This window comes from Schnuerera sp. xch1 (genome assembly GCF_019931165.1).
Classification (GTDB): domain Bacteria; phylum Bacillota; class Clostridia; order Tissierellales; family Tepidimicrobiaceae; genus JAIOUP01.
Map to the genome: position 1 here is coordinate 21,301 of NZ_JAIOUP010000011.1, position 23,035 is coordinate 44,335.

Genomic DNA, 23,035 nt, shown 5'->3' on the forward strand with positions numbered 1-23,035 from the left:
AAATGAAATGGACTTCCTATCCATATTTGCTTTGGATAATAATTTTTATATTAGTCCCATTAGTTCTAGTTTTATTGTATGCAATTACTGCAACAGAAGAACATATAAGTAATCTTGAATTTACTTTAGATAATTTTAATAGATTTTTAGATCCTAAGTATTTTGATGTATTATGGGTATCTGTGAAATTAGCCTTACAATCCACTGTAATGACTTTAATACTAGGATATCCGATTGCTATATTAATTGCTAAAGAAAAACCTTCAAAAAGAAATATTTTGATTTCCCTATTTATAATACCTATGTGGATGAATTTTTTATTAAGGACTTATGCTTGGTTAACTTTATTAGGTAAAAATGGAATTATTAATTTCATAATTTCACAATTAGGTTTTGGACCACTCGATTTATTATATAATGATGGAGCGGTATTATTAGGAATGGTATATAACTTTTTGCCCTTTATGATATTACCAATATATTCAGTATTAGTTAAGATAGATAATAGTTTAATGGAATCTGCAGAAGATTTAGGGGCCAATAAGTTCCAGGTATTTACTAAAATAACTTTGCCATTAAGTATACCTGGAATAATAACTGGGATTACCATGGTGTTTATGCCTGCTGTAAGTACATTTGTAATCTCAAGACTTCTAGGTGGAGGACAATATATGCTTATTGGAAATCTAGTTGAACAGCAATTTTTATGGGTTGGAGATTGGCATTTTGGATCAGCAATCTCAATAATAATGATGATCTTTATACTATTGACTATGGCTATTACTGCTAAATTTGATACACAAAAGAAGGGGAGTAGAGGATTATGGTAGGCAAAATTTTAAAGAGATTATATATTATTTTAATGTTTTTATTCCTCTATGCTCCTATTATAGTGCTTATTATATTCTCCTTCAATGAATCAAAGTCTAGAGGGACGTGGAGTGGATTCACATTAAAGTGGTATATTGAGCTTTTTAGAGATGCGGAAGTTTTAAAGGCTTTATATTATACTGTGATAATTGCCCTATCAGCATCTATAATATCAACAATCATAGGTACTTTTGCAGCTATAGGAATATATGATATGTGTGGTATAAATAAAAAGATAGTATTGAATTTGAATTATCTACCAGTGATAAATCCAGATATTGTTACTGCAGTATCATTAATGACATTGTTTAGATTTTTAAGGTTAGAATTTGGATTTGTTACAATGCTTTTATCCCACATAACATTTTGTATTCCATATGTGATACTTTCTGTATTACCAAAATTACAACAGATGAACAAACATTTAGCGGAAGCAGCTATGGATTTAGGTGCTACCCCTATGTATGCAATGAAAAAGGTAGTAATTCCAGAAATAATTCCAGGAATAATTACAGGGGCATTAATGGCATTCACTCTTTCTATTGATGATTTTGTTATCAGCTTTTTCAACAAAGGAGCAGGGATTACAAATTTAAGTATTACAATTTTCTCCATGGCAAGGAGGGGAATTAATCCAGTAATAAATGCTCTATCTACATTAATGTTTACTGGTTTATTAATTCTATTATTAGTAATAAATAAAAGATCAACAAAAAATTTAAACAAAGAGGTGAAATTATATGAAAAGTAATATGAAAACTTTATTGCTTATGAGTTTAGTCTTTATAATTGGTTTTTCTATAACTGGTTGCAATGATAAACCTACTCTTAATGTATACAACTGGGGTGATTATATAGATACAGATTTGATTACAGAATTTGAAGATGAGTTTGGTGTAAGTGTAAATTATGATAAATTTGCTACTAATGAAGATATGTATGTAAGTATAGCAAAAGGAGGAACCAGTTATGATGTGGCTTTTCCTTCGGATTATATGATAGAACGAATGATAGAAGAAGATTTATTAGTAAAAATTAATAAAGATAATATACCAAACATGAAATATATAGATAATAAATTTTTGAATTTGAGTTTTGATCCAAATAATGATTATTCGGTACCATATATGTGGGGAACATTTGGGATTATATACAATAAAGCCATGGTAGATGATGCGGTTGATAGCTGGGATATTCTTTGGGATCAAAAATATAAGGGACAAATTCTAATGTTAGATAGTCAGAGAGATTCTATTGGAGTTGCTTTAAAAAAATTGGGGTACTCTATGAATACAGAAAACATTGACGAATTACAGGAAGCAAAAGAAGAACTGGTAAAACAAAAACCATTAGTATATGCATATGTAGGAGATGAAGTAAAAGAATTAATGGTAGGAGAAGAGGCAGCTTTAGCAGTTGTATGGTCTGGAGATGCAGTTACTATGATAAATGAGAATAAAAATTTAGAATATGTAATACCAAAAGAAGGAACAAATATCTGGTTTGATAATATGGTTATTCCTAAGAATGCTAAAAACAAAGAATTAGCTGAAGAATTCATTAATTTTTTAAATAGACCCGAGATAGCTGCTAGAAACACTGAATATATAGGTTATTCTACTCCAAATACTGCTGCTAAAGAATTATTACCTAAGGAAGTAATAAATGATAAAGTTGCATATCCGTCTGATGAAGAATTAGAAAATACAGAAGTATTTCTAGATCTTAAAGATATGTTAAAAGTTTATGATGAATTATGGTTGGAAATTAAATCCCATAGATAGATTAAATAAAAAAGTAAAAGTGTGATAAAATTATCACACTTTTACTTTAATACTTTGTTAGGTAACTTACTAGATTTTACAATTAGAATTTCTGAACTATTAGATTTCTAGAGTTTGAACTATAGAATCTCTTATTGGTAGTGGTGGTGCACAATTACTACCTGCAATTGCCACAGTGCTTAAGCTTGTAATAATAGTTATGATTGTTAATAGGATAATTAATTTTTTCTTAATCTTCATCTTTACTACCCTCCTTTATCAATATGTTTTTAATCAAATGATTAGCTTGTGATTGATTCCCTAGTTTGATAAAACTGTATATAATTTTTAAAATTACTTTAAAATCTTCATTTATTTCAAAATTATAAATTTGATTTTCATACTCAGTTATCAAAGAATCGGTCTTTTTAAGTTGATTTGTTTCTATATATAAATCTAGTATTTTTAAAAAGTTCTTTGTAAAGAATACAGTATTATTATGATTTTTTGCTAAAGCCAAAGCTTCCTTAAGAGAGTTTTCACAAGATTCATAGTCATTCAAATAGTAATAGACATTAGATAGACTAAATAAAATTTCAAACAAATAATATGAGCTTTCATCTATATATGGTAGATATTTTAAGATTTTATTATGATACTCATTTACTTTTTGTTTGTCATTTTTATCGATATATATCTGTACTATGTTTATATAAGTTAAGCATATATCTTCAGCATTGTCGTTTGTTATTTTTAGAAGTTTATTATAAGTTCTTAATGCACCATCATAATTTTTAATTTCAAAATTACAGATACCTTCCAACATCAATATTCTTTTCATTTCCCTATAATTGTTATAGGCCACATAAAATTTTGCATATATTATCTGATCTAAAGCTTTACTATAATTTTCTAAATAATAATATGCTAAAGCGCTATTATAATAGAATATTCCTTTATATTTTTCAGATATAGCTTCTTGCGTGGATAACGCAAAATCACATAAACGAATAGCTTCCGAATATTTTTTAGTTATAATACAATTATAAACTAATTTCAATACTATCTTAAAACGATTCCTTATATTTGGATATTCATAAGAAACTTCTAGAGCTTTTAAATAATAATAATATTCTTTGTTAGGGTCTTTAGCATTATAATAGATGTCTCCTAACAGATCATAAATTTTAACCTTTTTATCGATGAAATTCCATTTATTTAAAAAGTTTTCGATTTCATTAAGTTCTTCTAATTTTATTTCATAATTCTTTTTACTCAAACGCTTTTCAAGTCTTTTTATGTATGTATCAGCTATTTTTCTTGAATTATATCTATCTGGTTTAAGGATATCTTCAGGTTGAATGTAAATATCTTGTCCTCTTTCATAGAGAATTTTATTTATATTTTTTGAAATTATATTAGCTACATTATGATATATAGGAGTTTTATCGTTTTCTATAAGACTTATAAGATTTCTAGTTACCTCATTGCCAGCAATTTGATATTGCCTTAAATCTAAATCCTTTCTTATTCTCTTTAAATTTTGTCCGATAGAAATTTTTTCGTTCTTCATAAACTTCAACCTTTATTAATTATTTTATTATTTAATAATATATCATAAAAGCTAGTACAAGTAAATATGTTTACGTAAATTTATTTTCAAAATATTTTAAAAGATTATAAAAAATAAGATAAAACATACAATAATTCAAAACTAATATAGATTTTTTTTATAAGTAAATGGTATAATAACTTAAGCTTTGTTTTTTATTATCAAACAAATAGTTAAAACTATCCTTTCAAGACCTTCGGAGGTGTTATTTTGAAGAATAGAATAAAGATGTTCAACGGAATGCAGAGTAGTCTATGGATTATAATATTCTTATCTTTAAGCTTTATAATATTAGCTTTCATTTTAGAATCTCCTCGAGTCATAATTAACGGATTATATAAAATAATTATAGTACCGGATATTCTTTTAACAGATTATATTGCTGTAGGAGGTATTGGAGCTGCTTTTTTTAATGTTGGATTAATGGGGCTAATAAATTCATTTCTATTATATAAATTTAAAATTCATATGGATGGTCTTGCTATTGCCGCCGCCTATACTGTTATGGGATTTTCATTTATTGGGAAAAACATATTTAATTTTTGGCCAATTTATTTTGGTGGGTACATATATTCTAGATTTGAAAAAATAGAATACAGAAAGATATTCTTGATAATGATGTTTGCTACTACATTATCTCCAGTAGTAAGTGAAATAGCTTTTGGCACTCATCTATCTAGATACATTGGCATATTTACAGGGATTCTTATAGGTATTATAATAGGGTTAATAATAGTACCTTTATCAGCTCAGATGATGAGATTCCACGATGGTTTTAATTTATATAATATTGGATTTACAGGAGGGGTTTTAGGTACTTTAATTACATCTATATTGAGATCTTTTGGATTGATAATAGAAACTCAAAATGTTTTATCTAATGAATACAGTATGTTTTTATGTATCATACTTGTTATAGTATTTATATTATTAATCATCCTGGGATATCGATTTGATCCAAAAAAGTTAAAAGGATATAAGAAGATTTTTCAATATTCTGGTAGGACAGTTACAGACTTTGTACATTTAGTAGGTTATGGAGCAACTCTTGTTAACATGGGAATAATGGGTTTGATCTGTATTATTTTTGTGATAATTTCTGGAGGAACATTTAATGGACCTATATTAGCAGGAATCTTAACCGTAGTTGGGTTTTCTGCTTTTGGGAAGCATCCTAAAAACGTAATACCTATATTTATTGGTATAATGTTAGCATCTGGCATAACTATTTGGGATAGATCTTCAACATTAGTAATTATTGCAGGGCTATTTGGCACAACGTTGGCTCCAGTAGCAGGAAAATATGGTTTGATAGCAGGCATAATTACAGGAGGATTACATTTTGCTACAGTAATGAATGTGGGAATGGTACATGGAGGCATTAATCTGTACAATAATGGTTTTGCTGGAGGGATAGTAGCTGGGATAATCGTTCCAGTTTTAAATATATTTAAAGAAGGGGAGTAATATGAACAAGGAGACTAAAAAAATATCTAGTATAGCAAATGAACTTATCAACTACTTTTTTCAAAATTCAGCTAAGAATATTTCTCTTATGATAAATGATAAAGGTGATAGAAGTGAAATTAATATTTCTAGTGATGATTTGAATTTAACAGATGAAGAAGTAGAAAAAATAATAGAATATTTAAATGACGAAAGAGAAGTCGAAACAGAAGAATACTACTGGCAGATAATGGGGATAGATAGTGAAATAAATGAAATGGCAGCAATTGGTACAATGGTTGATGAAGCAATAGTAAATTGGAATAAACCATCTATAGAAATAATTTTGATTAGGTACAAATAATCTGAATTTTTTGATACAATGTATTTAAGTTAAATAAGTCTAAATAATTTTACTAATGTAAAGGAGATGTTTAAATGGGAGATTATGTACCTACTAGGGAGGAAGCTTTTGAATTATTAAAGAAATATAACAAGAGTGAAAGTTTAATCAAACATGCTCTTGCTGTAGAAGGGGTTATGTCACATTTTGCAGAATTATTAGATGAAGATGATAAAGAAAAGTGGGCAGTGATTGGATTAATTCATGATCTTGATTTCGAGATGTATCCAGAACAACATTGTGCAAAGACCAAAGAAATATTAACTGAAGCGAACTGGCCTGAAGAATACATAAGAACTGTGATAAGTCATGGATGGGGAATTTGTACTGATGTTGAACCTATAGAGACTATAGATAAGGTACTATATACTGTTGATGAGCTAACAGGTTTAATATCAGCTACAGCATTAGTACGTCCAAGCAAAAGTGTTCTAGATATAAAACCTAAATCAGTGAAGAAAAAATGGAAACAAAGTAGCTTTGCAGCGGGAGTTAACAGGTCTGTCATTGAGAAAGGAGCAGAAATGTTAGATATGGATTTAAATACTGTAATAGCTGAAACCATAAAAGGAATGCAAAAAGTGGCAGAAGAAATTGGATTAAAAGGTAATTTATAAAGATCAGAGAGATATTTTCTAATCTTTCTTATTTTAAATTTAAGTATAATAGTATATGCAAATGAGATATTTTGCTATATTAAGTATAATGATATATAATGGAGAAGAAGAGACGTCTTTTGAAGAGGTGTCTTTTTTATGAAAAAATTAATCTAAAATAATATTAAAATTTTATAAAGGAGATGTATGCTATGAAAATAGCTATTGTCACTGACCAATCTAGGACAAAGTTCTTACCTAAGGAAGAAGGATTAATGGAAGACAAACAAAAGAGAAGAACTGTGAAACATATAAAAGAGGTGCTTTCAGAGAAATTTACTTGTGTTGATTTAGTATTTGATGACAATATAATTAATAAGTTAAGGAAAGAAAAGGTAGATTTGGTATTCAATCTTTGCAATGGCATTAATGGGAATTCAAGAATTTCTCAACTTCCAGCAATCTTAGAATATGTAGGCATTCCTTACACAGGTTCATTACCATTAGGTCATGCTTTAGCTTATAATAAAATATACTCCTGTAAATTATTTAGCCAGGACAATATCTGTACACCTAAATTTATTTGTGTTAACGATATAGAGGAAGCTAAATATATAGATATTAATTTTCCAGTTATAATAAAACCTAAAGATGAAGGATCTAGTAGAGGAATCCATCAAAATAGTTTAGTTTATAATAAAAAAGATTTAATCCAAAAGGTCAAAGAAAGTCTAAATACATATGATCCTCCAATAATGATTACTGAATATATAGAAGGTAGAGAATTTACAGTAGGAATTTTAGGAAATGAGCAAAACATATCAGTGATTCCAATATTAGAAGTGGATTTTTCAAATCTTCCAAGACATTTAAATAAATTTTACAGTTTTGAGGTAAAATTTCATTATTCGGATAAGACTAATTACCACGTTCCAGCAAAGATAAATAAAGAAATTCAATCTAAAATTCAGAAAACAGCAATCAAGGCATATAATGTTTTAGGAATGAAAGACTATGCACGAGTTGATATTAGATTAAAAAATGATAAGATCCCTTATGTGTTAGAAGTGAATTCATTACCTGGTCTTATGAAAGGACATAGCGATTTAACTAAAATGGCAGATGCATGTAATTTAAAGTATAAAGGACTCATTTTTGAAATTGTAAAAAATGCTATAAAAAGACATAACCTAGATAAAAAATCAGAATTTGGGATAGCATAATATTACATGAATATTTAAATAAAAACCCTTTAAACTATAAAGGCAAAAGTATTATTTTATTATTATAGTTTAAAGGAAGATAAAAATGAAACATTTAATTAAGTATCCAATCTTATTCATAATTGGCGGAGTATCATATCTTTTTATTGAAATTTTATGGAGAGGATATTCACATATAACAATGTTTATTTTAGGTGGATTATGTTTTATATTAATAGGGTTAATAAATGAACATTATTTTACATCTAAGATATCCTTGTTAATACAACAAACTATATCTTGTTTAATTATCACGATATTAGAATTAATATTTGGATTAATTTTGAATGTATGGCTAGGATTAGATATTTGGAATTATAGTAATTTAGAATTTAACTTCATGGGACAAATATGTTTAACATATAGCATATTATGGTTTTTTCTTTCTCTACCAGCTATAATTTTTGATGATTATTTAAGATATTGGTTGTTTGGAGAGGAAAAATCACATTATAAATTTATTTGACCAAATTATCTCTGGTCTTTTTTGTTTTTAAAGGATGTAAGCTTATATTTCATATTATTTACAAAAATCCTTTATATGTTATATTCATAATTTTTGTTATAATAACTTATTCATAGGAGTAATATGGTTATACTCTTATTTTTACAAAAGATTAATAATCACAATTAATGGTATTTAATATAAAGATATATTTAATAATACGCTATATTTTATAAATTGGAATGATATAGAATTTATATATGTAGAAAAAATGGCCGTAAAAATTGCTATCGCTAAAAAACACGGCCAAAGCATGATATATTTCTTATGACGCAATATTTATATTCAATGTAATAGCGGAATTAGCATAATTCATAAATGTTTTTACAGAAGAAACAGTAATTAAAGGAGTTGCTAGCTTTATTGGACTCATATTAGTAATATTAATTATAGGACTTTATATCTATATTATAAAATTGTAGGAATGGTTTAAATGGAATGAATAGAGGGGCTAAAGCGATTACCCAATACAAAGCAACTAAATAAATTATATAAAAGGCAAATATTATTGGAATATTAATGATAATTTGTTATATTAATAATAATATGGTAAGTATTGGGATATTAATCCTAACTTGTTATAATAATAAAAGGAGGGTTAGTATGAAAAAGATATTAGGATTAACATTGATATTAATTTTAATATTTACAGTAGGTTGTGGTGTTGATGAAGGGGAAGAAGTAACTCCAGAAGAGACAACAATAGAAGAAATAACTCCAGAGGAAACAACTCCAGAAGAAACAACTCCAGAAGAAATAACTCCATAAGAAACAATATAAAGTTTATACATGATGATTTTATATAAAGTTAGAATTATAGGCATCCGAAAGGGTGCCTTTTTTATATGGTAAATGACATAATAAAGTAAGTAGGTTAATATATGCAAAACAAATCCCATGCGAGTAATTATGTGATGCAAAATTAGAAATGGTGAATCTCGTAAAAATTATGTAATGGCTAATGGTAGGTGTAGGATGTATGGATGAAAGTCGATAGGACCTAAGGATAAAACACTTATAATTTATTGGTGCCGAAGGCGGGAGTCGAACCCGCACGGTATTGCTACCACAGGATTTTGAGTCCAGCGCGTCTGCCAATTCCACCACTTCGGCATTTCAGTTACAAAAAATATATTAACATAAAATTAAAAAACAATCAAGAGTTTTATTTTTATTTTGTTTACTGATATCTATATTTAATGTATACTTAATATTATATATGGATATTTTAATTATTCAATATAGGTATCCTCTTATTGTAAAAGGGAGTGAGTTTAATGAATGGAAACAAACGAGATACTTTAATGGTTATTGACGGAAATAGTTTGATATACAGAGCTTTTTATGCTTTACCATTATTATCCACTAAGGATAATATATATACAAATGGTGTTTATGGATTTTTAACTATGTTATATAGAATTAGAGAAGAATATGATATAGATTACATATGTGTAGCTTTTGATAAGAAAGGCCCTACATTTAGGCATAAAGCTTTTGATTTGTATAAGGGAAATAGACAATCTACTCCTAATGAATTATCTCAGCAATTTCCAATATTAAAGGAAATTTTATCTGCGATGAATGTTACTCAATTGGAGTTAAATGGATATGAAGCAGATGATATTGCAGGAACCCTTTCCCAAATTGGCGAAGAAGAGGGGTTAGAAGTTATATTAGTAACAGGAGATAAAGATTATTTACAATTAACATCTAATAAAACAAAAATATTAATGACAAAAAAAGGGATTACTGAATTAAAAGAATATGATGAAGAAAAATTCATTCAAGAATATGAAATAGCTCCTAAACAGTTTGTTGATTTAAAAGGGCTTATGGGAGATAAATCGGATAATATTCCAGGAGTACCTGGAATAGGTAAGAAAACGGGAATAAAATTATTAAAACAATTTGGTACTATGGAAAACCTATATGATAATATAGATAAGGTAGGAGGCAAAAAGACTAGAGAATCTCTATTGAAACATAAAAATTCTGCATTTCTTAGTAAAAAGTTGGCAGAAATAATTAAAAATGTTTCCTTAAATATCTCCTTACAAGACTTAAAAGTTAGAGAGCCAAATTGGGATGAATTAGCTGAATTATTTAATAAACTGGAATTTAAGAGTTTGTTATCAAAGATTCCTTCTGGTAAAATAAATCTAGAAAAAGATTCTGATTATGAAACTAAATTTAATATTATTGAAGATAATAATTACCAATTGATTATAAATGATATTGAAAGAGCAAAAGGATTTTATTTTAAATTTTTGTTTTCAAATGATCATTATATAAATGATCAAATTATTGGAATAGGAATAAAAGTGAAAGATAATACATCTTATTATATAGATTTTTCTAAAAATAATATAGAAAAGTTTATAGAAAGTTTTAAAGAATTGTTTGAATCTACTAGCATAGAGAAATATGGACACATGATGAAGATGGATATATTTGCTTTGTTTAAGCTAAACATAGATATTAATAATATTGCTTTTGATAGCATGATAGGTCAATATCTATTGAATCCTGCGCAACCCGATTATAGTATTAATGAACTAGGTAAAGAATATCTAGATGTATGTGCTATAGATAAGGAGGAACTATTAGGAAAAGGGAAAAACAAGAAATTATATAAGGATCTTGATATTGAAGCTAGAGCAGAATACGTTGCTACGAATTTAGATTTAATGCATGGGGTTAAAGAACAGATAAATAATTTGATTGAAGAGCAAGGAATGAAAAAGCTATATTATGAAATAGAATTACCATTAACTAAAGTGCTTGCTCATATGGAATTTCATGGTTTTAAGATTGACTTAAAAATGATAAATAAATTAGGAGAAGATTTTCAGAAGCAGATTACTAAAATGACGAATGAAATATATGCTTTAGCAGGAGAGAAATTCAATATCAATTCTCCAAAACAGTTAGGAAAAATATTATTTGATAAATTAAAATTACCAATAATAAAGAAGACTAAAACAGGATATTCAACAAATGCAGAAGTTTTAGATAAATTAAAAGGACAACATGAAATAATAGAAAAAATTCTTAAGTATAGACAGATAGTAAAATTAAAGTCAACGTATATAGAGGGATTAATAAAAGTAGTAGATAAAGAAACTAGTAACATCTATTCAACTTTCAATCAAACAGTAACAAATACTGGAAGAATTAGCAGTACAGAACCCAATCTTCAAAATATACCTGTAAAAACAGAGGAAGGAAGAGAAATACGTAAGGCATTTATCGCACAAAATAAAGATTATGTATTAATAGATGGAGACTATTCTCAAATAGAGTTAAGGGTTTTAGCTCATGTATCCAAAGATCCTAAATTGAAGGAAGCTTTTTATGGTGATGAAGATATTCATACTAAAACTGCTTCAGAGGTATTTAATATACCAATACACGAAGTAACTCCTTTAATGAGAAGTCGAGCTAAAGCTGTAAATTTTGGGATTGTGTATGGAATAAGTGATTATGGTCTTTCTAGAGATCTAAATATATCAAGAAAAGAAGCAAAAAAATATATAGATAATTATTTTAATAATTATGAAATGGTAAAAGAATATATGGATCAAATAATAATCGAAGGAAAAGAAAAAGGATATGTGGAAACTATCTTAAATAGAAGAAGATACGTGCCAGAACTTAAATCAAGAAATTATAATGTAAGATCCTTTGGAGAGAGAATTGCTATGAATACACCTATACAAGGCAGTGCGGCCGATATTATAAAGATTGCAATGGTAAAAGTGTTTCAAGAATTAAATAAAAGAAATTTAAAATCAAAACTGATATTACAAGTTCATGATGAGCTTATTATTGAAACTCATAAGGAAGAAGTGGAGAAAGTGAAAGAATTAATGAAAGATATTATGGAAAATTCAATAAGCCTCGATGTTCCTTTAAAGGTGGACTTAAAAGTTGGTGATAGTTGGTATGACGCAAAATAATAAGGTAATAGGCTTAACAGGCGGCATAGCTACAGGCAAATCTACAGCGTCAAATATTATTAAGAAGCTTGGTTATAAAATTATCGATGCAGATAAACTATCTAGACAAGTAGTTGAGAAAGGCAAATCTGCCTACAATGATATAGTAAATTATTTTGGTAAGGAAGTAATAGATGAAAATGGGAATATCAACAGAAAAGCATTAGGAAAAATGATATTTGATAATCATAAGTTAAGAGAAAAACTAAATAATATAATACATCCCTATGTATTTAAAGCCATTAAGGAGTTATTATATAAAAATAGAAATGAAAAGATTATTTTTATTGATGCACCTTTACTAATTGAAAAACTTGATAAGTTTAACGGATATGGTATAAAATTTGATGAAATATGGTTAATTTATGTAAATGAAAAAACTCAGTTAGAAAGATTGATGAAAAGGGATGCTATAAAAAAAGAAGATGGAATAAAGAGAATTAGAGCTCAAATACCTATAGAAATCAAGAAAAAATATGCTACTAGAATAATAGATAATAGTGGAAGTATAAGAACATTAGAAGAACAAATTCAGGAGATAATATAATTTTTTGGAGGGTTTAGTTTGATGTTTAAAATTGGTAATAGGCTAAAAAAAGTTATACTGAGTGTTATAGTATTTACATTAATATTATTTTCCACTTTTATGTATTTAATAATTAGTTATCCGTTAAGCTATCAGAATTTAATAAAAAAGTATTCTAACGAATTTGATATAGACCCTTATTTAGTAGCAGCAATTATAAATGTTGAAAGTAGATTTGACAAAGAAGCTAGATCTAATAAAAATGCAATAGGGCTTATGCAAATAACGCCTGTTACAGGAGAATGGGCTGCTGAAGTTTTGCCGATTAATGATTTTACTTTAGATAGATTAACAGACCCAGAAGTTAATATAATGATAGGGACATGGTATTTAGCTTCTTTATTTAAAGAATTTGACAATGATATTAAGCTGGTTATGGCAGCTTATAATGCAGGAAATGGGAATGTAAACAAATGGCTTGAAGATGAACGGTATTCTGAAGATGGGGTTACTCTAAAAGAGATTCCCTTTAAGGAAACAGAAGAGTATATTGAAAAAGTTCAGAAAAACATAAAGCTATATAAGATTTTATACAGAGAAAAATTTGATGAGCCATCTGCTTATGAAGAAAATCATTTTGTTGTATTAATGCATAATTTTAAAAAGGTGATTAAGGACTTAGCAATGTACAAATAGTAGGAGGGAAAGATTTTGAAGCATGAAAAACTAATATATATAATATTAACTTTACTCATTGTATTTATATTGGCAGGTTGCGAAAAAGACATTATAAATGATGTTCAGGAAACTTTAAATTCTGATAATAATCCAGCTAAGTATGAGCCAGAATATGGAGGGAATTTAGTGCTACCTGTAACTACTTTAAATACCTTAAACCCTCTGATTGCTAATAACTTAACCTATTATCATTTCAATAAGCTTATATTTGAAAGTTTATTTGAATTAGATGAGAACTTTAATATTACAAATCAGCTGGCAAAAGATTATACTATTAAAGATAATGGAACAATAAGCATAAAATTAAAAGACAATGTATTTTGGCATGATGGAAAAAAATTTACAGCAGAAGATGTAGCTTTTACTATCAATACAATTAAATATGCAAGCAATGAATCTACCTTTAAAGAGATGTGGAATTTTTTTATAGGTAAATTTAACTCTGCGGATATAAATGATATCATAGATACGAAAGTAGTGGATTCTTCAGCTATAGATATTGTATTTGATAAAAGTTCCAGTCATAAACTTGAGGTATTAACTTTCCCTATCATACCTAAACATAGATTTGTTAAAGAAGTAGAGGATACAGATTCATATAAAAGGGCTTTGGTTCAAGATGATTATATTCCTATCGGTACTGGGCCTTATAGATTTGTAAAATATGAAAAATATAAAACAATAGATTTAGAGTATTATGATGATTATAGAGAAGGTAGACCCTATATAGATAATATAACAGGAAAGATATTAGAGGATGATGAATTAGCATTAGTAGCTTTTGAAACAGGACAAATTGATTTAGCTATGGCAGTAGGAGTTGATTGGGAAAAATATGATCAGAATAATAGAATAAAGATAATAGAATTTATTTCACAGAACTATGAGTTTTTAGGATTTAATTTTTCAAATGAAATATTTAATAGCGATAGTGGTCAGGGATTAAGAAAAGCTATTGCTTATGGAATTGATAGACAAGCTATAATTGAGAATGTATATTTGGGGCATGCTACTCAAACTGATTTACCAATACATCCTGATTCATGGTTGTTGTCAGATAGGGCAAATATTTATGGTTGTAATTTAGATAGAGCTAGGGAAGAACTACAAAAGATTGGGTGGAAAGATTATGATGGAGATGGATTTTATGAGGATGAAAATGGTAACGATATTTCCTTAAGAATCATTACAAATTCATATAATCCATTAAGATTGAAAACTGCAGATATGATTGTTGAAGATTTAAACGAATTAGGAATTCAAGTAATAAAAAATTATCCTCAAGATATCCCAAAAGATATAGATGAAGAAATGGAAGAACAGCATTGGGAAGAATTCAACGATAGTATTAAAAAAGGAGATTATGATATGGTGTTGTTAGGATGGCAATTATCACCTATGGCAGAATTATCATTTGCTTTCTATTCTGGATATATTCAAAATGGAAGCAATCTGATTAAATACAACAATGAAACTATGGATCAGGTTCTTTTAGATGCATATAAGGCAACAGATAAAGAAAAAATATTAGAAACTAGTGAAAAACTTCAATCTGTTATTATCAATGATTTGCCTTATTTTAGTTTATTTTTTAGGAATCAAGCTTTATTAATTGATGATAAGATTATGGGAGCGATTGATCCTACATTTTATGATTTATATAGGAATATTGAAAAATGGTATATACCTAAAGAATACCAATAAGAAACAGTTGATAAAAATTAAAATTTTATTTATAATATAATAATGTGGATAATTTAAATTGCAGGAGTGGTGGAATGGCAGACACGCTATCTTGAGGGGGTAGTGAGCAATGCTCGTGAGGGTTCGAATCCCTTCTCCTGCACCATATCATATACTGTTATGTATATGATTTTTTTATAATAAGGTGGGGTAACTATGAATAAATCAATAATCCATGTAGATATGGATGCCTTTTATGCATCGATTGAACAAAGGAATAATCCAAATTTAATGGGGAAACCAGTAATAATAGGTGGAATTAGTGATAGAGGGGTAGTGTGTACTGCATCATATGAGGCAAGAGAATATGGAGTCCACTCAGCTATGTCTATAAAAGCTGCTAAAAGGCTTTGCCCAAATGGAATTTATTTACCAGTAAGGATGGAAGAATATAAGAAAGAGTCGAGAAAAATACTTAAAATTTTTAATAAATATTCAGATATTGTGGAGCCTTTGTCTATAGATGAGGCTTTTCTTGATGTAACAGGCAAAAAAGCGGTAAATATTGCTAAGCATATTAAAAAGGATATTGGAGACGAATTAAAACTTACTGCATCTATTGGCATATCTATAAATAAGTTTTTAGCAAAAATTGCTTCTGATATAAATAAACCTAATGGATTGACAATTATAAAAAAGGAAGAAGTAATAGAATTTTTAAAACCTTTATCGGTTACCAAATTATGGGGAGTTGGCCCTAAAACGAAAAGAGAATTAAATAAGTTGGGCATATATTATATCGGAGATATACAGGCCTATGACTTAGACCTACTCATATCGATGTTTGGTAAAAGAGGGAAAGAGCTTTATGATTTTTCTTATGGATTAGACTCTAGACCAGTAGAAAATCGTGTATTGAATCGATCGATAGGTGAAGAGGGAACTTTTCAGCGTGATGTTAAAGATATCAATAAATTAATAGAGAGATTAGAACACTATTCCATTAATACATCAAGAAAACTAGTTTCAAAAGGATATTTAATAAAAACAATAACAGTGAAAATTAAATATAGCGATTTTTCAATGGAGACTAGAAGTATGACTTTAAGCATTCCAACAAATGATCATAATGTTATTTTTGAAACAAGCAAACGTGTTTTAATGACAAAATTTAATCTTCATAAAAGTGTAAGACTTATTGGATTAATACTCATAAATCTGATTTATCCAAAGGATCCTAAACAATTGAGCATGAAGATATAATAAAATAAATACGATTAAGTATGTTAAAAAAATCTCAATACCGATATAGGGTATACATCTTACCTAATTAATGTTATAATAAGTAGTGCTATAATCATATTTATACACTTTGTAGCACTCAAATTATCAATTCTTTGAAGTTAAATATTTCCTAGAATTAATAAATAACATCAAAAATTTATTAATTATTATAATTGTTTTTCTACTTGTTCAATGTATTTATTATATGTTGAACGAATAAAGAATACTAAAAAAAGAGGTGTAAAAGAATGAAGTTAGAAAATCTCACTTTCAAGGGTGGGGTAAATGTGCCACATCATAAGGATTTAACTGAAAGTCTTCCTATAGAGAAAGCAAAGGAACCTGATGTAGTTTATATTCCACTGCATCAACATGTTGGAGCACCTTGTGATTCTCTTGTGAAGATGGGAGATAATGTAAAAGTAGGACAAAAAATTGGACAATCTGATGCTTTTGTATCTGCACCGGTGCATTCATCTGTATCAGGTACAGTAAAAAGTATTACTTCTATGTCTACGCCTACTGGACAAACTGTTAAATGTGTAGTTATAGAATCAGATGGGAGAAACGAACTGGACGAATCTATAAAACCAAAAGGGAGTCTAAATGAATTATCTCCTAAAGAAATTATTGGAATAATTAAAGAAGCTGGTATAACAGGTATGGGAGGAGCAGGATTTCCAACTCATGTTAAATTATCACCACCTCCTGACAAAAAAATTGATGCTGTTCTTATCAATGGAGCAGAGTGTGAACCCTATTTAACAGCAGACCATAGATTAATGGTTGAACATCCAGAAAAGATAATATTCGGGTTGAAAGCTATTATGAAAGCAGTAGAAGTAAATAAAGGAGTTATCGGTATAGAGAAAAATAAACCTGATGCGATAATGGCATTAAGAGATGCAAGCAAAGGTGAAGAAAATATTGAAGTAGTATCTTTGAAAGCTAAATATCCTCAGGGAGATGAAAAAAGATTAATTAATGCTGTATTAGGACGAGTTGTGCCATCTGGTGGATTACCTATGGATGTAGGGGCCATTGTATGTAATGTTGCTTCAACAAGAGCGATAGCAGAGGCAATATTAGAAGGGAAACCTTTATATGAAAGGGTAACTACTGTTACCGGTCATGGTATTAAAGAACCTAAAAATCTTGTTACTAAAGTGGGAACACCCTTTAAGGATTTAATAGAACAATGTGGAGGATTTGCTGAAGGATCTCCTGGCAAAATTATTAGTGGTGGACCAATGATGGGTATTGTTCAATATTCTATAGATGTTCCAATTATAAAAGGAAGCGGTGGAATATTAATATTAACTGAAGAAGAAGCAAGACCAGAACCAATGCAACCATGTATTAAATGTGGAAAATGTATTGACGTTTGCTCTGTAAATCTTCAGCCATTATATTTAAGTAGTTATGCTCTCAAGAAAGATTTCGACAAGGCGGAAGATCTTAATGCTTTAGATTGTGTAGAGTGTGGTTCATGTTCATATATATGCCCAGCGAAGAGACCTTTAGTGGAATCTATCAGATTTGCAAAAAGAGAAATAATTGCTAAGAAGAAATCAAAAAAATAGATAGGAGGATATGAAATGGATAGTAAAGTAGTTAATACTTCTAAAGCAAAAGAAGTTGCTTTAGAAAATAAGTTATTAGTTTCTTCATCTCCTCATATGAGATCAAATGAATCTGTACAGAGGATAATGTTAGATGTTGTAATAGCTCTCACACCTGCTATGATAGGAAGCGTATACTTTTTTGGTTTAAATGCTTTAAAGTTAATATTAATTTCTATAGCATCAGCTATATTGTTTGAAGCACTTATCCAGAAGCTATTTAAGAAACCTATAACTATAGATGATTTTTCGGCTGTAATAACAGGTATATTAATTGCATTTAACTTACCAGCTAGTGCACCGTGGTGGCTACCGGTAATGGGTTCAGCTTTTGCAATTATTGTGGTAAAACAACTTTTTGGTGGTTTGGGTTCGAATTTCATGAATCCTGCACTAGCGGCAAGAGCAATGCTTTTAACTTCATGGCCTGCTCATATGTCTACTTTTACTGGAACTAGGCCAGATGTAGTTGCCTCAGCTACTCCATTGGCAATAATGAAATATGGAGTGGGTACAGATGGTGGTGCATCTGCAACTGTTGAAGCTGTTACATCTGCCTCAGGAGCAGCGGGACCAGAACTTCCAACTTTATGGAATATGTTTGTTGGGAACATTCCTGGAGCAATCGGAGAAACTTCTGCACTTCTATTATTAATAGGTGCAGCTTATCTGATAATTAGACAAATCATAGATTGGAAAATACCAGTATTCTATATAGGCACTACTTTTATTATGTTAGTAGTATTAGGAATTGAAACTGAATTTTTATTATATCATATGCTAGGTGGTGGATTAATACTTGGCGCTTTTTATATGGCTACAGATTATTCTTCTACACCAGTAACTCCTTTGGGTAAAATTATATTTGCAATTGGAGCTGGTATCTTAACTGCAATAATTAGAGTTAATGGAGGCTATCCAGAAGGAGTATCTTATTCAATACTATTGATGAATGTTGCAACTCCATTAATTGAGAAATTTACTAAACCTAAAGTATTTGGGGAGGTGAAGTAGATGAATGAAACAGTAAAGTTGGGGTTAATTTTATTTCTAATAACTGCTGTCGCTGCAGCAGTGCTAGGAGTTTCAAATTCAGTTACATCGGAGAAAATAGCAGAAGTGGATAGAATAGCTAATGAAGTAGCCAAACAAGAAATATTGGAAGATGCAGAAAGTTTTACTAAATTAGATGAAAACCAGTTGAAAGAAATTGTTGGTTCTAACAATGATGTTTTAGAGATAAATGAAGGATATGATGAGAATTCATCTCTTGTTGGATATACTTTTAAAGTTATATCAAAAGGGTATGGTGGAGATATTGAATTTATGACAGGCATATCTACAGAAGGACATATAACGGGTATTAAAGTTTTAAACCATGGAGAGACTCCAGGGCTTGGTGCAAATTCGACTGAGAGCTACTTCACAGATTCTTTTAAAGGGAAAACTGTGGATAGTAATATAACTGCAGTTAAAGATCCTCAAGCTGATAATGAAGTACAGGCTCTTACTAGTGCGACTATAACGACTAATGCCATAGTTGATGGTGTAAATATGGTACGTGAAATATTTAATTCAAAATTGGCAAATCAGTAAGTAGTGGAGGTGTGAAAAAGTGAAATTATCCAAAATTTTTTATAACGGATTGATTAAAGAAAATACTATATTTGTTCAAGCAATAGGTATGTGTTCGGTTTTGGCTGTAACTACCTCTGCAATTAATGGTTTAGCTATGGGGCTAGCTGTAATTGCTGTATTAGTTGGATCGAATATAGTAGTTTCACTATTAAGAAAGGTTATACCAGATAAAATTCGTATACCAGCTTTTATTGTGGTTATTGCAACTTTTGTTACTGTAGTTGAAATGTTTATGAAAGCATATACTCCTGACTTATATAATGCATTAGGAATATTTATTCCCTTGATTGTTGTTAATTGCATGATCTTAGGTAGAGCAGAATCATTTGCTTCAAAAAATAGCTTATTACCATCTATAGTAGATGGCTTGGGGATGGGTGCAGGATATACTTTAGCAGTAGTAGTATTAGGTAGTATAAGAGAAATATTAGGTGCAGGAACTTTGTTTGGTATGCAATTATTCGGAGCTAGCTTTGAACCAGCACTAATTTTCATAATGCCACCAGGAGCGTTTATAATACTTGGAATATTGATGGGGATTTTTAATTATGTTGGAAAGAGAAAAGAATCTCCTAAAACTGGTGTAAAGGAGGAAAACATAGATGAGTATATTTACAATATTGATTAGTACGATATTTGTCAATAATTATGTTTTTGCTCGTTTCTTAGGTATATGCCCATTTTTAGGGGTATCAAACAAGACAGAAACAGCAACAGGTATGGGTGTAGCTGTAACTTTTGTAATTACACTATCATCAGTTATAACTTGGGGAATACATTATGCTATATTAGACAGATTTGGATTAGAGTATTTACAAACTATAGTATTTATTCTTGTAATAGCTGCCCTAGTACAATTTGTTGAAATGTTTCTTAAAAAGACCAGTCCTAATCTATATAGTGCATTAGGAGTATATCTTCCATTAATCACAACTAACTGTATAGTATTAGGGGTAGCTATATTGAACATACAAGAGGGATATAGTTTAATCGAAACTATTTTTAATGCATTGGGAGCATCTGTTGGTTTCGCTATTGCATTACTACTTATGGCTGGAGTAAGAGAAAAGCTTGAGATAATAGATGTTCCAAAGGTTTTAGAAGGTTTTCCAATAGCGTTAATAACTGCAGGTCTTATGTCCATAGCATTTTTAGGATTTAATGGACTTGTTTAGGAGGTAATAAGATGAGTGGAATATTATATCCAATAGTAGTATTAGGTGGTTTAGGGCTTTTATTTGGCTTAAGTCTTTCTTTGGCATCTAAGGCTTTTGCTGTTGAAACAAACCCAAAAGTAGAAAGTATTAGGAAAGTTTTACCGGGGGCAAACTGTGGAGCATGTGGATATCCTGGTTGTGATGGCTGTGCTAATGCGATTGCAGAAGGTGAAGCTCAGACCAATGCTTGTAGCGTTGGAGGCAGTTCAGTAGCAGAAAAAATTGCAGACATAATGGGAGTTAATGCTACTAAAACAGAAAGAAAAGTGGCTACTGTATTATGTCAAGGCGATTGTGATAAAGCTAAAAACAAGTATGTTTATAATGGTATAAGAGATTGTAGAGCTCAAAATATATTAGCAGGAGGAAGTAAATCTTGCTCATATGGTTGCTTAGGTTGTGGTACATGTGCAGATGTCTGTAATTACGATGCAATTAAGATAGTTAATGGAGTTGCTGTTGTAGATAAAGAAAAATGTGTAGCTTGTAAGGCTTGTATAGCTGCTTGTCCTAAGAATATAATTGAACTTGTTCCATATGATAATCAAGTAGTAGTAAAATGCAAGAGCAATGATTCAGGAAAAGTAGTAAGAAGTAATTGTAGTACTGGATGTATTGGTTGTCAAATTTGTGTTAAAAATTGTCCTGAAGACGCATTTAGTTTCGAAAACTATTTAGCAAGGATTAACTATGAAAAATGTACTAATTGTGGAATTTGTGCTGAAAAATGTCCTTCAGGAGCAATATTTTCAAATTTAGAAGAGCTTAATGAGAAAGCACAATAGTTTAGAGCCTTTAATTAGGCTCTTTTATTTTTAGAAAAATTCATTTATAATATATAGGTGATATATAGAATAAATGTAAATTTTCTAGCTTGTAAATAGAAAATATAAATGGTAAACTTATTATGATGTTAAGATGGATGAATTTGTTTCAAAAGGGTGAAAAAATTGACGAAAGGTGATAAGATTTTAATAGTCATTATTGTAATTATTAGTATTGTATCACTAATATTTGTAAATATATCAGTTTTTAGTTATCAAGAGAAATTTATAAGTGTACAAGTGAATGGAAAAGAGATAAAGAAAATAATATTTGATAGTAGTTTAATAGGAGAAACTGTCCCCATCGAGACAGAATATGGATATAATTTGATAGAGATAGGAGATGAAAAAGTTAGAGTAATAGAAGCAGATTGTCCAGATCAACTAGATGTAAAGCAAGGATATATTTCTAATGTTGGAGAGGTTATAGTATGTTTACCAAATAGATTAGTTATTGAGATAAAAGGAATGGATGAAGTGGAAATAGATCGTATTAGCCGATAGAAAGGAATAGATATGAAAGGTATTAAAAGATTAATATTTTTGTCATTATTGGTTTCAATTGGATTAGGGCTAAGTATTATCGAATCAATGATGCCTTTACCCTTTATCGCACCAGGAGCAAAACTGGGACTTTCAAATATGGTTATATTGATAACTCTAGTTGTTTTTGATATAAAAGATGCTTTGACTGTAGGTATTCTCAAATCACTTATTTTCACCTTAATTACAGGAAGTGTTACGAGTCTTTTTTACAGTCTATCTGGTTCCATTTTAAGTTGCTTATTAATGTATTTAATCTACAAAAAGTTTTCAAGTATATTCAGTTTAATAGGAGTTAGTATATTTGGAGCAATGGCTCATAATTTTGCTCAAGTTCTGGTAGCAAGTATAATGATGAATAACTTTAGGATATTTTCTTATATTCCTATATTACAGTTAACTGGACTCTTTACTGGATATTTTGTAGGATTAACTTCTAAATTTGTAATTAAGAGTTTGAAAAAATCAATTGATAAGATATTTTATTCTAATGATTAAGGTG

24 protein-coding genes and 2 tRNA genes are annotated in these 23,035 nt (G+C 29.2%); 23 read left to right on the forward strand and 3 right to left on the reverse strand.

Annotated features, from left to right (window positions below):
- The first annotated feature begins 2 nt into the window (after window positions 1-2).
- From K8M07_RS08620 to K8M07_RS08630, 3 genes are read left to right on the forward strand one after another with little or no spacing between them, the layout of a single operon-like run.
- Window positions 3-830: an ABC transporter permease gene (locus K8M07_RS08620; protein WP_411741965.1), complete on the forward strand. Its 828-nt coding sequence runs from the start codon at window positions 3-5 to the stop codon at window positions 828-830.
- Entirely contained in the window at window positions 824-1,621 is a 798-nt protein-coding gene (locus K8M07_RS08625; RefSeq protein ID WP_223377804.1) for an ABC transporter permease, read from the forward strand. Before K8M07_RS08620 ends, K8M07_RS08625 begins: the two co-directional genes overlap by 7 nt.
- Entirely contained in the window at window positions 1,611-2,654 is a 1,044-nt protein-coding gene (locus K8M07_RS08630) for a PotD/PotF family extracellular solute-binding protein (RefSeq protein WP_223377806.1), read from the forward strand. Before K8M07_RS08625 ends, K8M07_RS08630 begins: the two co-directional genes overlap by 11 nt.
- Window positions 2,655-2,753: 99 nt before the next feature.
- On the opposite strand, the gene K8M07_RS08635 is transcribed toward K8M07_RS08630, so the two are convergent.
- Both K8M07_RS08635 and K8M07_RS08640 read right to left on the reverse strand, forming a co-directional pair.
- Window positions 2,754-2,894, reverse strand: a complete 141-nt coding sequence (locus tag K8M07_RS08635; RefSeq protein ID WP_223377808.1) for a hypothetical protein — start codon at window positions 2,892-2,894, stop codon at window positions 2,754-2,756.
- Window positions 2,884-4,206: a hypothetical protein gene (locus K8M07_RS08640; protein ID WP_223377810.1), complete on the reverse strand. Its 1,323-nt coding sequence runs from the start codon at window positions 4,204-4,206 to the stop codon at window positions 2,884-2,886. Before K8M07_RS08640 ends, K8M07_RS08635 begins: the two co-directional genes overlap by 11 nt.
- 249 nt (window positions 4,207-4,455) lie before the next feature.
- On the opposite strand from K8M07_RS08640, the gene K8M07_RS08645 reads away from it, so the two are divergent.
- The 6 genes from K8M07_RS08645 (at window position 4,456) to K8M07_RS08670 (ending at window position 9,225) form a co-directional block, all read left to right on the forward strand.
- On the forward strand, window positions 4,456-5,712 hold the full coding sequence (locus tag K8M07_RS08645) for a DUF1576 domain-containing protein (RefSeq protein ID WP_223377812.1): 1,257 nt from the start codon (window positions 4,456-4,458) through the stop codon (window positions 5,710-5,712).
- A gap of 1 nt (window position 5,713) precedes the next feature.
- Complete coding sequence (locus tag K8M07_RS08650) at window positions 5,714-6,055, forward strand: hypothetical protein (protein ID WP_223377814.1); 342 nt, start codon at window positions 5,714-5,716, stop codon at window positions 6,053-6,055.
- A 74-nt stretch (window positions 6,056-6,129) separates the two neighbouring features.
- The gene (locus K8M07_RS08655) at window positions 6,130-6,711 is read left to right on the forward strand and encodes a hydrolase (protein WP_223377816.1); all 582 of its coding nucleotides are present in this window, start codon (window positions 6,130-6,132) and stop codon (window positions 6,709-6,711) included.
- Window positions 6,712-6,902: 191 nt separating this feature from the next.
- A complete protein-coding gene (locus tag K8M07_RS08660; protein WP_223377818.1) occupies window positions 6,903-7,913 on the forward strand; it encodes an ATP-grasp domain-containing protein in 1,011 nt (336 codons plus the stop codon).
- Window positions 7,914-7,998: 85 nt separating this feature from the next.
- Window positions 7,999-8,418, forward strand: coding sequence for a putative ABC transporter permease (locus K8M07_RS08665; RefSeq protein WP_223377820.1), 420 nt, complete (start codon window positions 7,999-8,001; stop codon window positions 8,416-8,418).
- Window positions 8,419-9,060: 642 nt separating this feature from the next.
- Complete coding sequence (locus K8M07_RS08670) at window positions 9,061-9,225, forward strand: hypothetical protein (RefSeq protein ID WP_223377822.1); 165 nt, start codon at window positions 9,061-9,063, stop codon at window positions 9,223-9,225.
- Window positions 9,226-9,483: 258 nt separating this feature from the next.
- Here K8M07_RS08670 and K8M07_RS08675 read toward each other — a convergent pair.
- Window positions 9,484-9,570 (reverse strand) — tRNA-Leu (locus tag K8M07_RS08675).
- 164 nt (window positions 9,571-9,734) lie between these two features.
- Between K8M07_RS08675 and polA the strand changes: the two genes are divergently transcribed.
- The 14 genes from polA (at window position 9,735) to K8M07_RS08745 (ending at window position 23,031) form a co-directional block, all read left to right on the forward strand.
- Window positions 9,735-12,419, forward strand: a complete 2,685-nt coding sequence (gene polA, locus K8M07_RS08680) for a DNA polymerase I (protein WP_223377824.1) — start codon at window positions 9,735-9,737, stop codon at window positions 12,417-12,419.
- A complete protein-coding gene (gene coaE / locus K8M07_RS08685) occupies window positions 12,394-13,005 on the forward strand; it encodes a dephospho-CoA kinase (RefSeq protein ID WP_223377960.1) in 612 nt (203 codons plus the stop codon). The genes polA and coaE overlap by 26 nt, the downstream gene beginning before the upstream one ends.
- A 21-nt stretch (window positions 13,006-13,026) precedes the next feature.
- Window positions 13,027-13,680 carry a lytic transglycosylase domain-containing protein gene (locus tag K8M07_RS08690; RefSeq protein WP_223377962.1) on the forward strand — a complete coding sequence of 218 codons (654 nt, stop codon included), beginning with the start codon at window positions 13,027-13,029 and terminating at the stop codon, window positions 13,678-13,680.
- Window positions 13,681-13,695: 15 nt separating this feature from the next.
- Window positions 13,696-15,426, forward strand: coding sequence for a peptide ABC transporter substrate-binding protein (locus K8M07_RS08695; RefSeq protein ID WP_223377826.1), 1,731 nt, complete (start codon window positions 13,696-13,698; stop codon window positions 15,424-15,426).
- A 60-nt stretch (window positions 15,427-15,486) separates the two neighbouring features.
- Window positions 15,487-15,571: transfer RNA gene (locus K8M07_RS08700), tRNA-Leu, on the forward strand.
- Between the two features lie 50 nt (window positions 15,572-15,621).
- Window positions 15,622-16,668 (forward strand): DNA polymerase IV, encoded by a 1,047-nt coding sequence (locus tag K8M07_RS08705; RefSeq protein WP_223377828.1) that lies wholly within the window; start codon window positions 15,622-15,624, stop codon window positions 16,666-16,668.
- Between the two features lie 269 nt (window positions 16,669-16,937).
- Window positions 16,938-18,272, forward strand: a complete 1,335-nt coding sequence (rsxC, locus tag K8M07_RS08710; protein WP_223377830.1) for an electron transport complex subunit RsxC — start codon at window positions 16,938-16,940, stop codon at window positions 18,270-18,272.
- Between the two features lie 15 nt (window positions 18,273-18,287).
- Window positions 18,288-19,325, forward strand: a complete 1,038-nt coding sequence (locus K8M07_RS08715; protein ID WP_223377832.1) for an RnfABCDGE type electron transport complex subunit D — start codon at window positions 18,288-18,290, stop codon at window positions 19,323-19,325.
- Window positions 19,326-19,907 (forward strand): RnfABCDGE type electron transport complex subunit G, encoded by a 582-nt coding sequence (locus K8M07_RS08720; RefSeq protein WP_223377834.1) that lies wholly within the window; start codon window positions 19,326-19,328, stop codon window positions 19,905-19,907.
- Window positions 19,908-19,926: 19 nt separating this feature from the next.
- The gene (gene rsxE / locus K8M07_RS08725; protein WP_223377836.1) at window positions 19,927-20,577 is read left to right on the forward strand and encodes an electron transport complex subunit RsxE; all 651 of its coding nucleotides are present in this window, start codon (window positions 19,927-19,929) and stop codon (window positions 20,575-20,577) included.
- On the forward strand, window positions 20,552-21,124 hold the full coding sequence (rsxA, locus tag K8M07_RS08730; RefSeq protein WP_223377838.1) for an electron transport complex subunit RsxA: 573 nt from the start codon (window positions 20,552-20,554) through the stop codon (window positions 21,122-21,124). The genes rsxE and rsxA overlap by 26 nt, the downstream gene beginning before the upstream one ends.
- An 11-nt stretch (window positions 21,125-21,135) precedes the next feature.
- On the forward strand, window positions 21,136-21,951 hold the full coding sequence (locus K8M07_RS08735; protein WP_223377840.1) for an RnfABCDGE type electron transport complex subunit B: 816 nt from the start codon (window positions 21,136-21,138) through the stop codon (window positions 21,949-21,951).
- Between the two features lie 156 nt (window positions 21,952-22,107).
- Window positions 22,108-22,494: a NusG domain II-containing protein gene (locus tag K8M07_RS08740; RefSeq protein WP_223377841.1), complete on the forward strand. Its 387-nt coding sequence runs from the start codon at window positions 22,108-22,110 to the stop codon at window positions 22,492-22,494.
- Window positions 22,495-22,506: 12 nt separating this feature from the next.
- A complete protein-coding gene (locus tag K8M07_RS08745; RefSeq protein ID WP_223377843.1) occupies window positions 22,507-23,031 on the forward strand; it encodes a Gx transporter family protein in 525 nt (174 codons plus the stop codon).
- Window positions 23,032-23,035 lie beyond the last annotated feature (4 nt).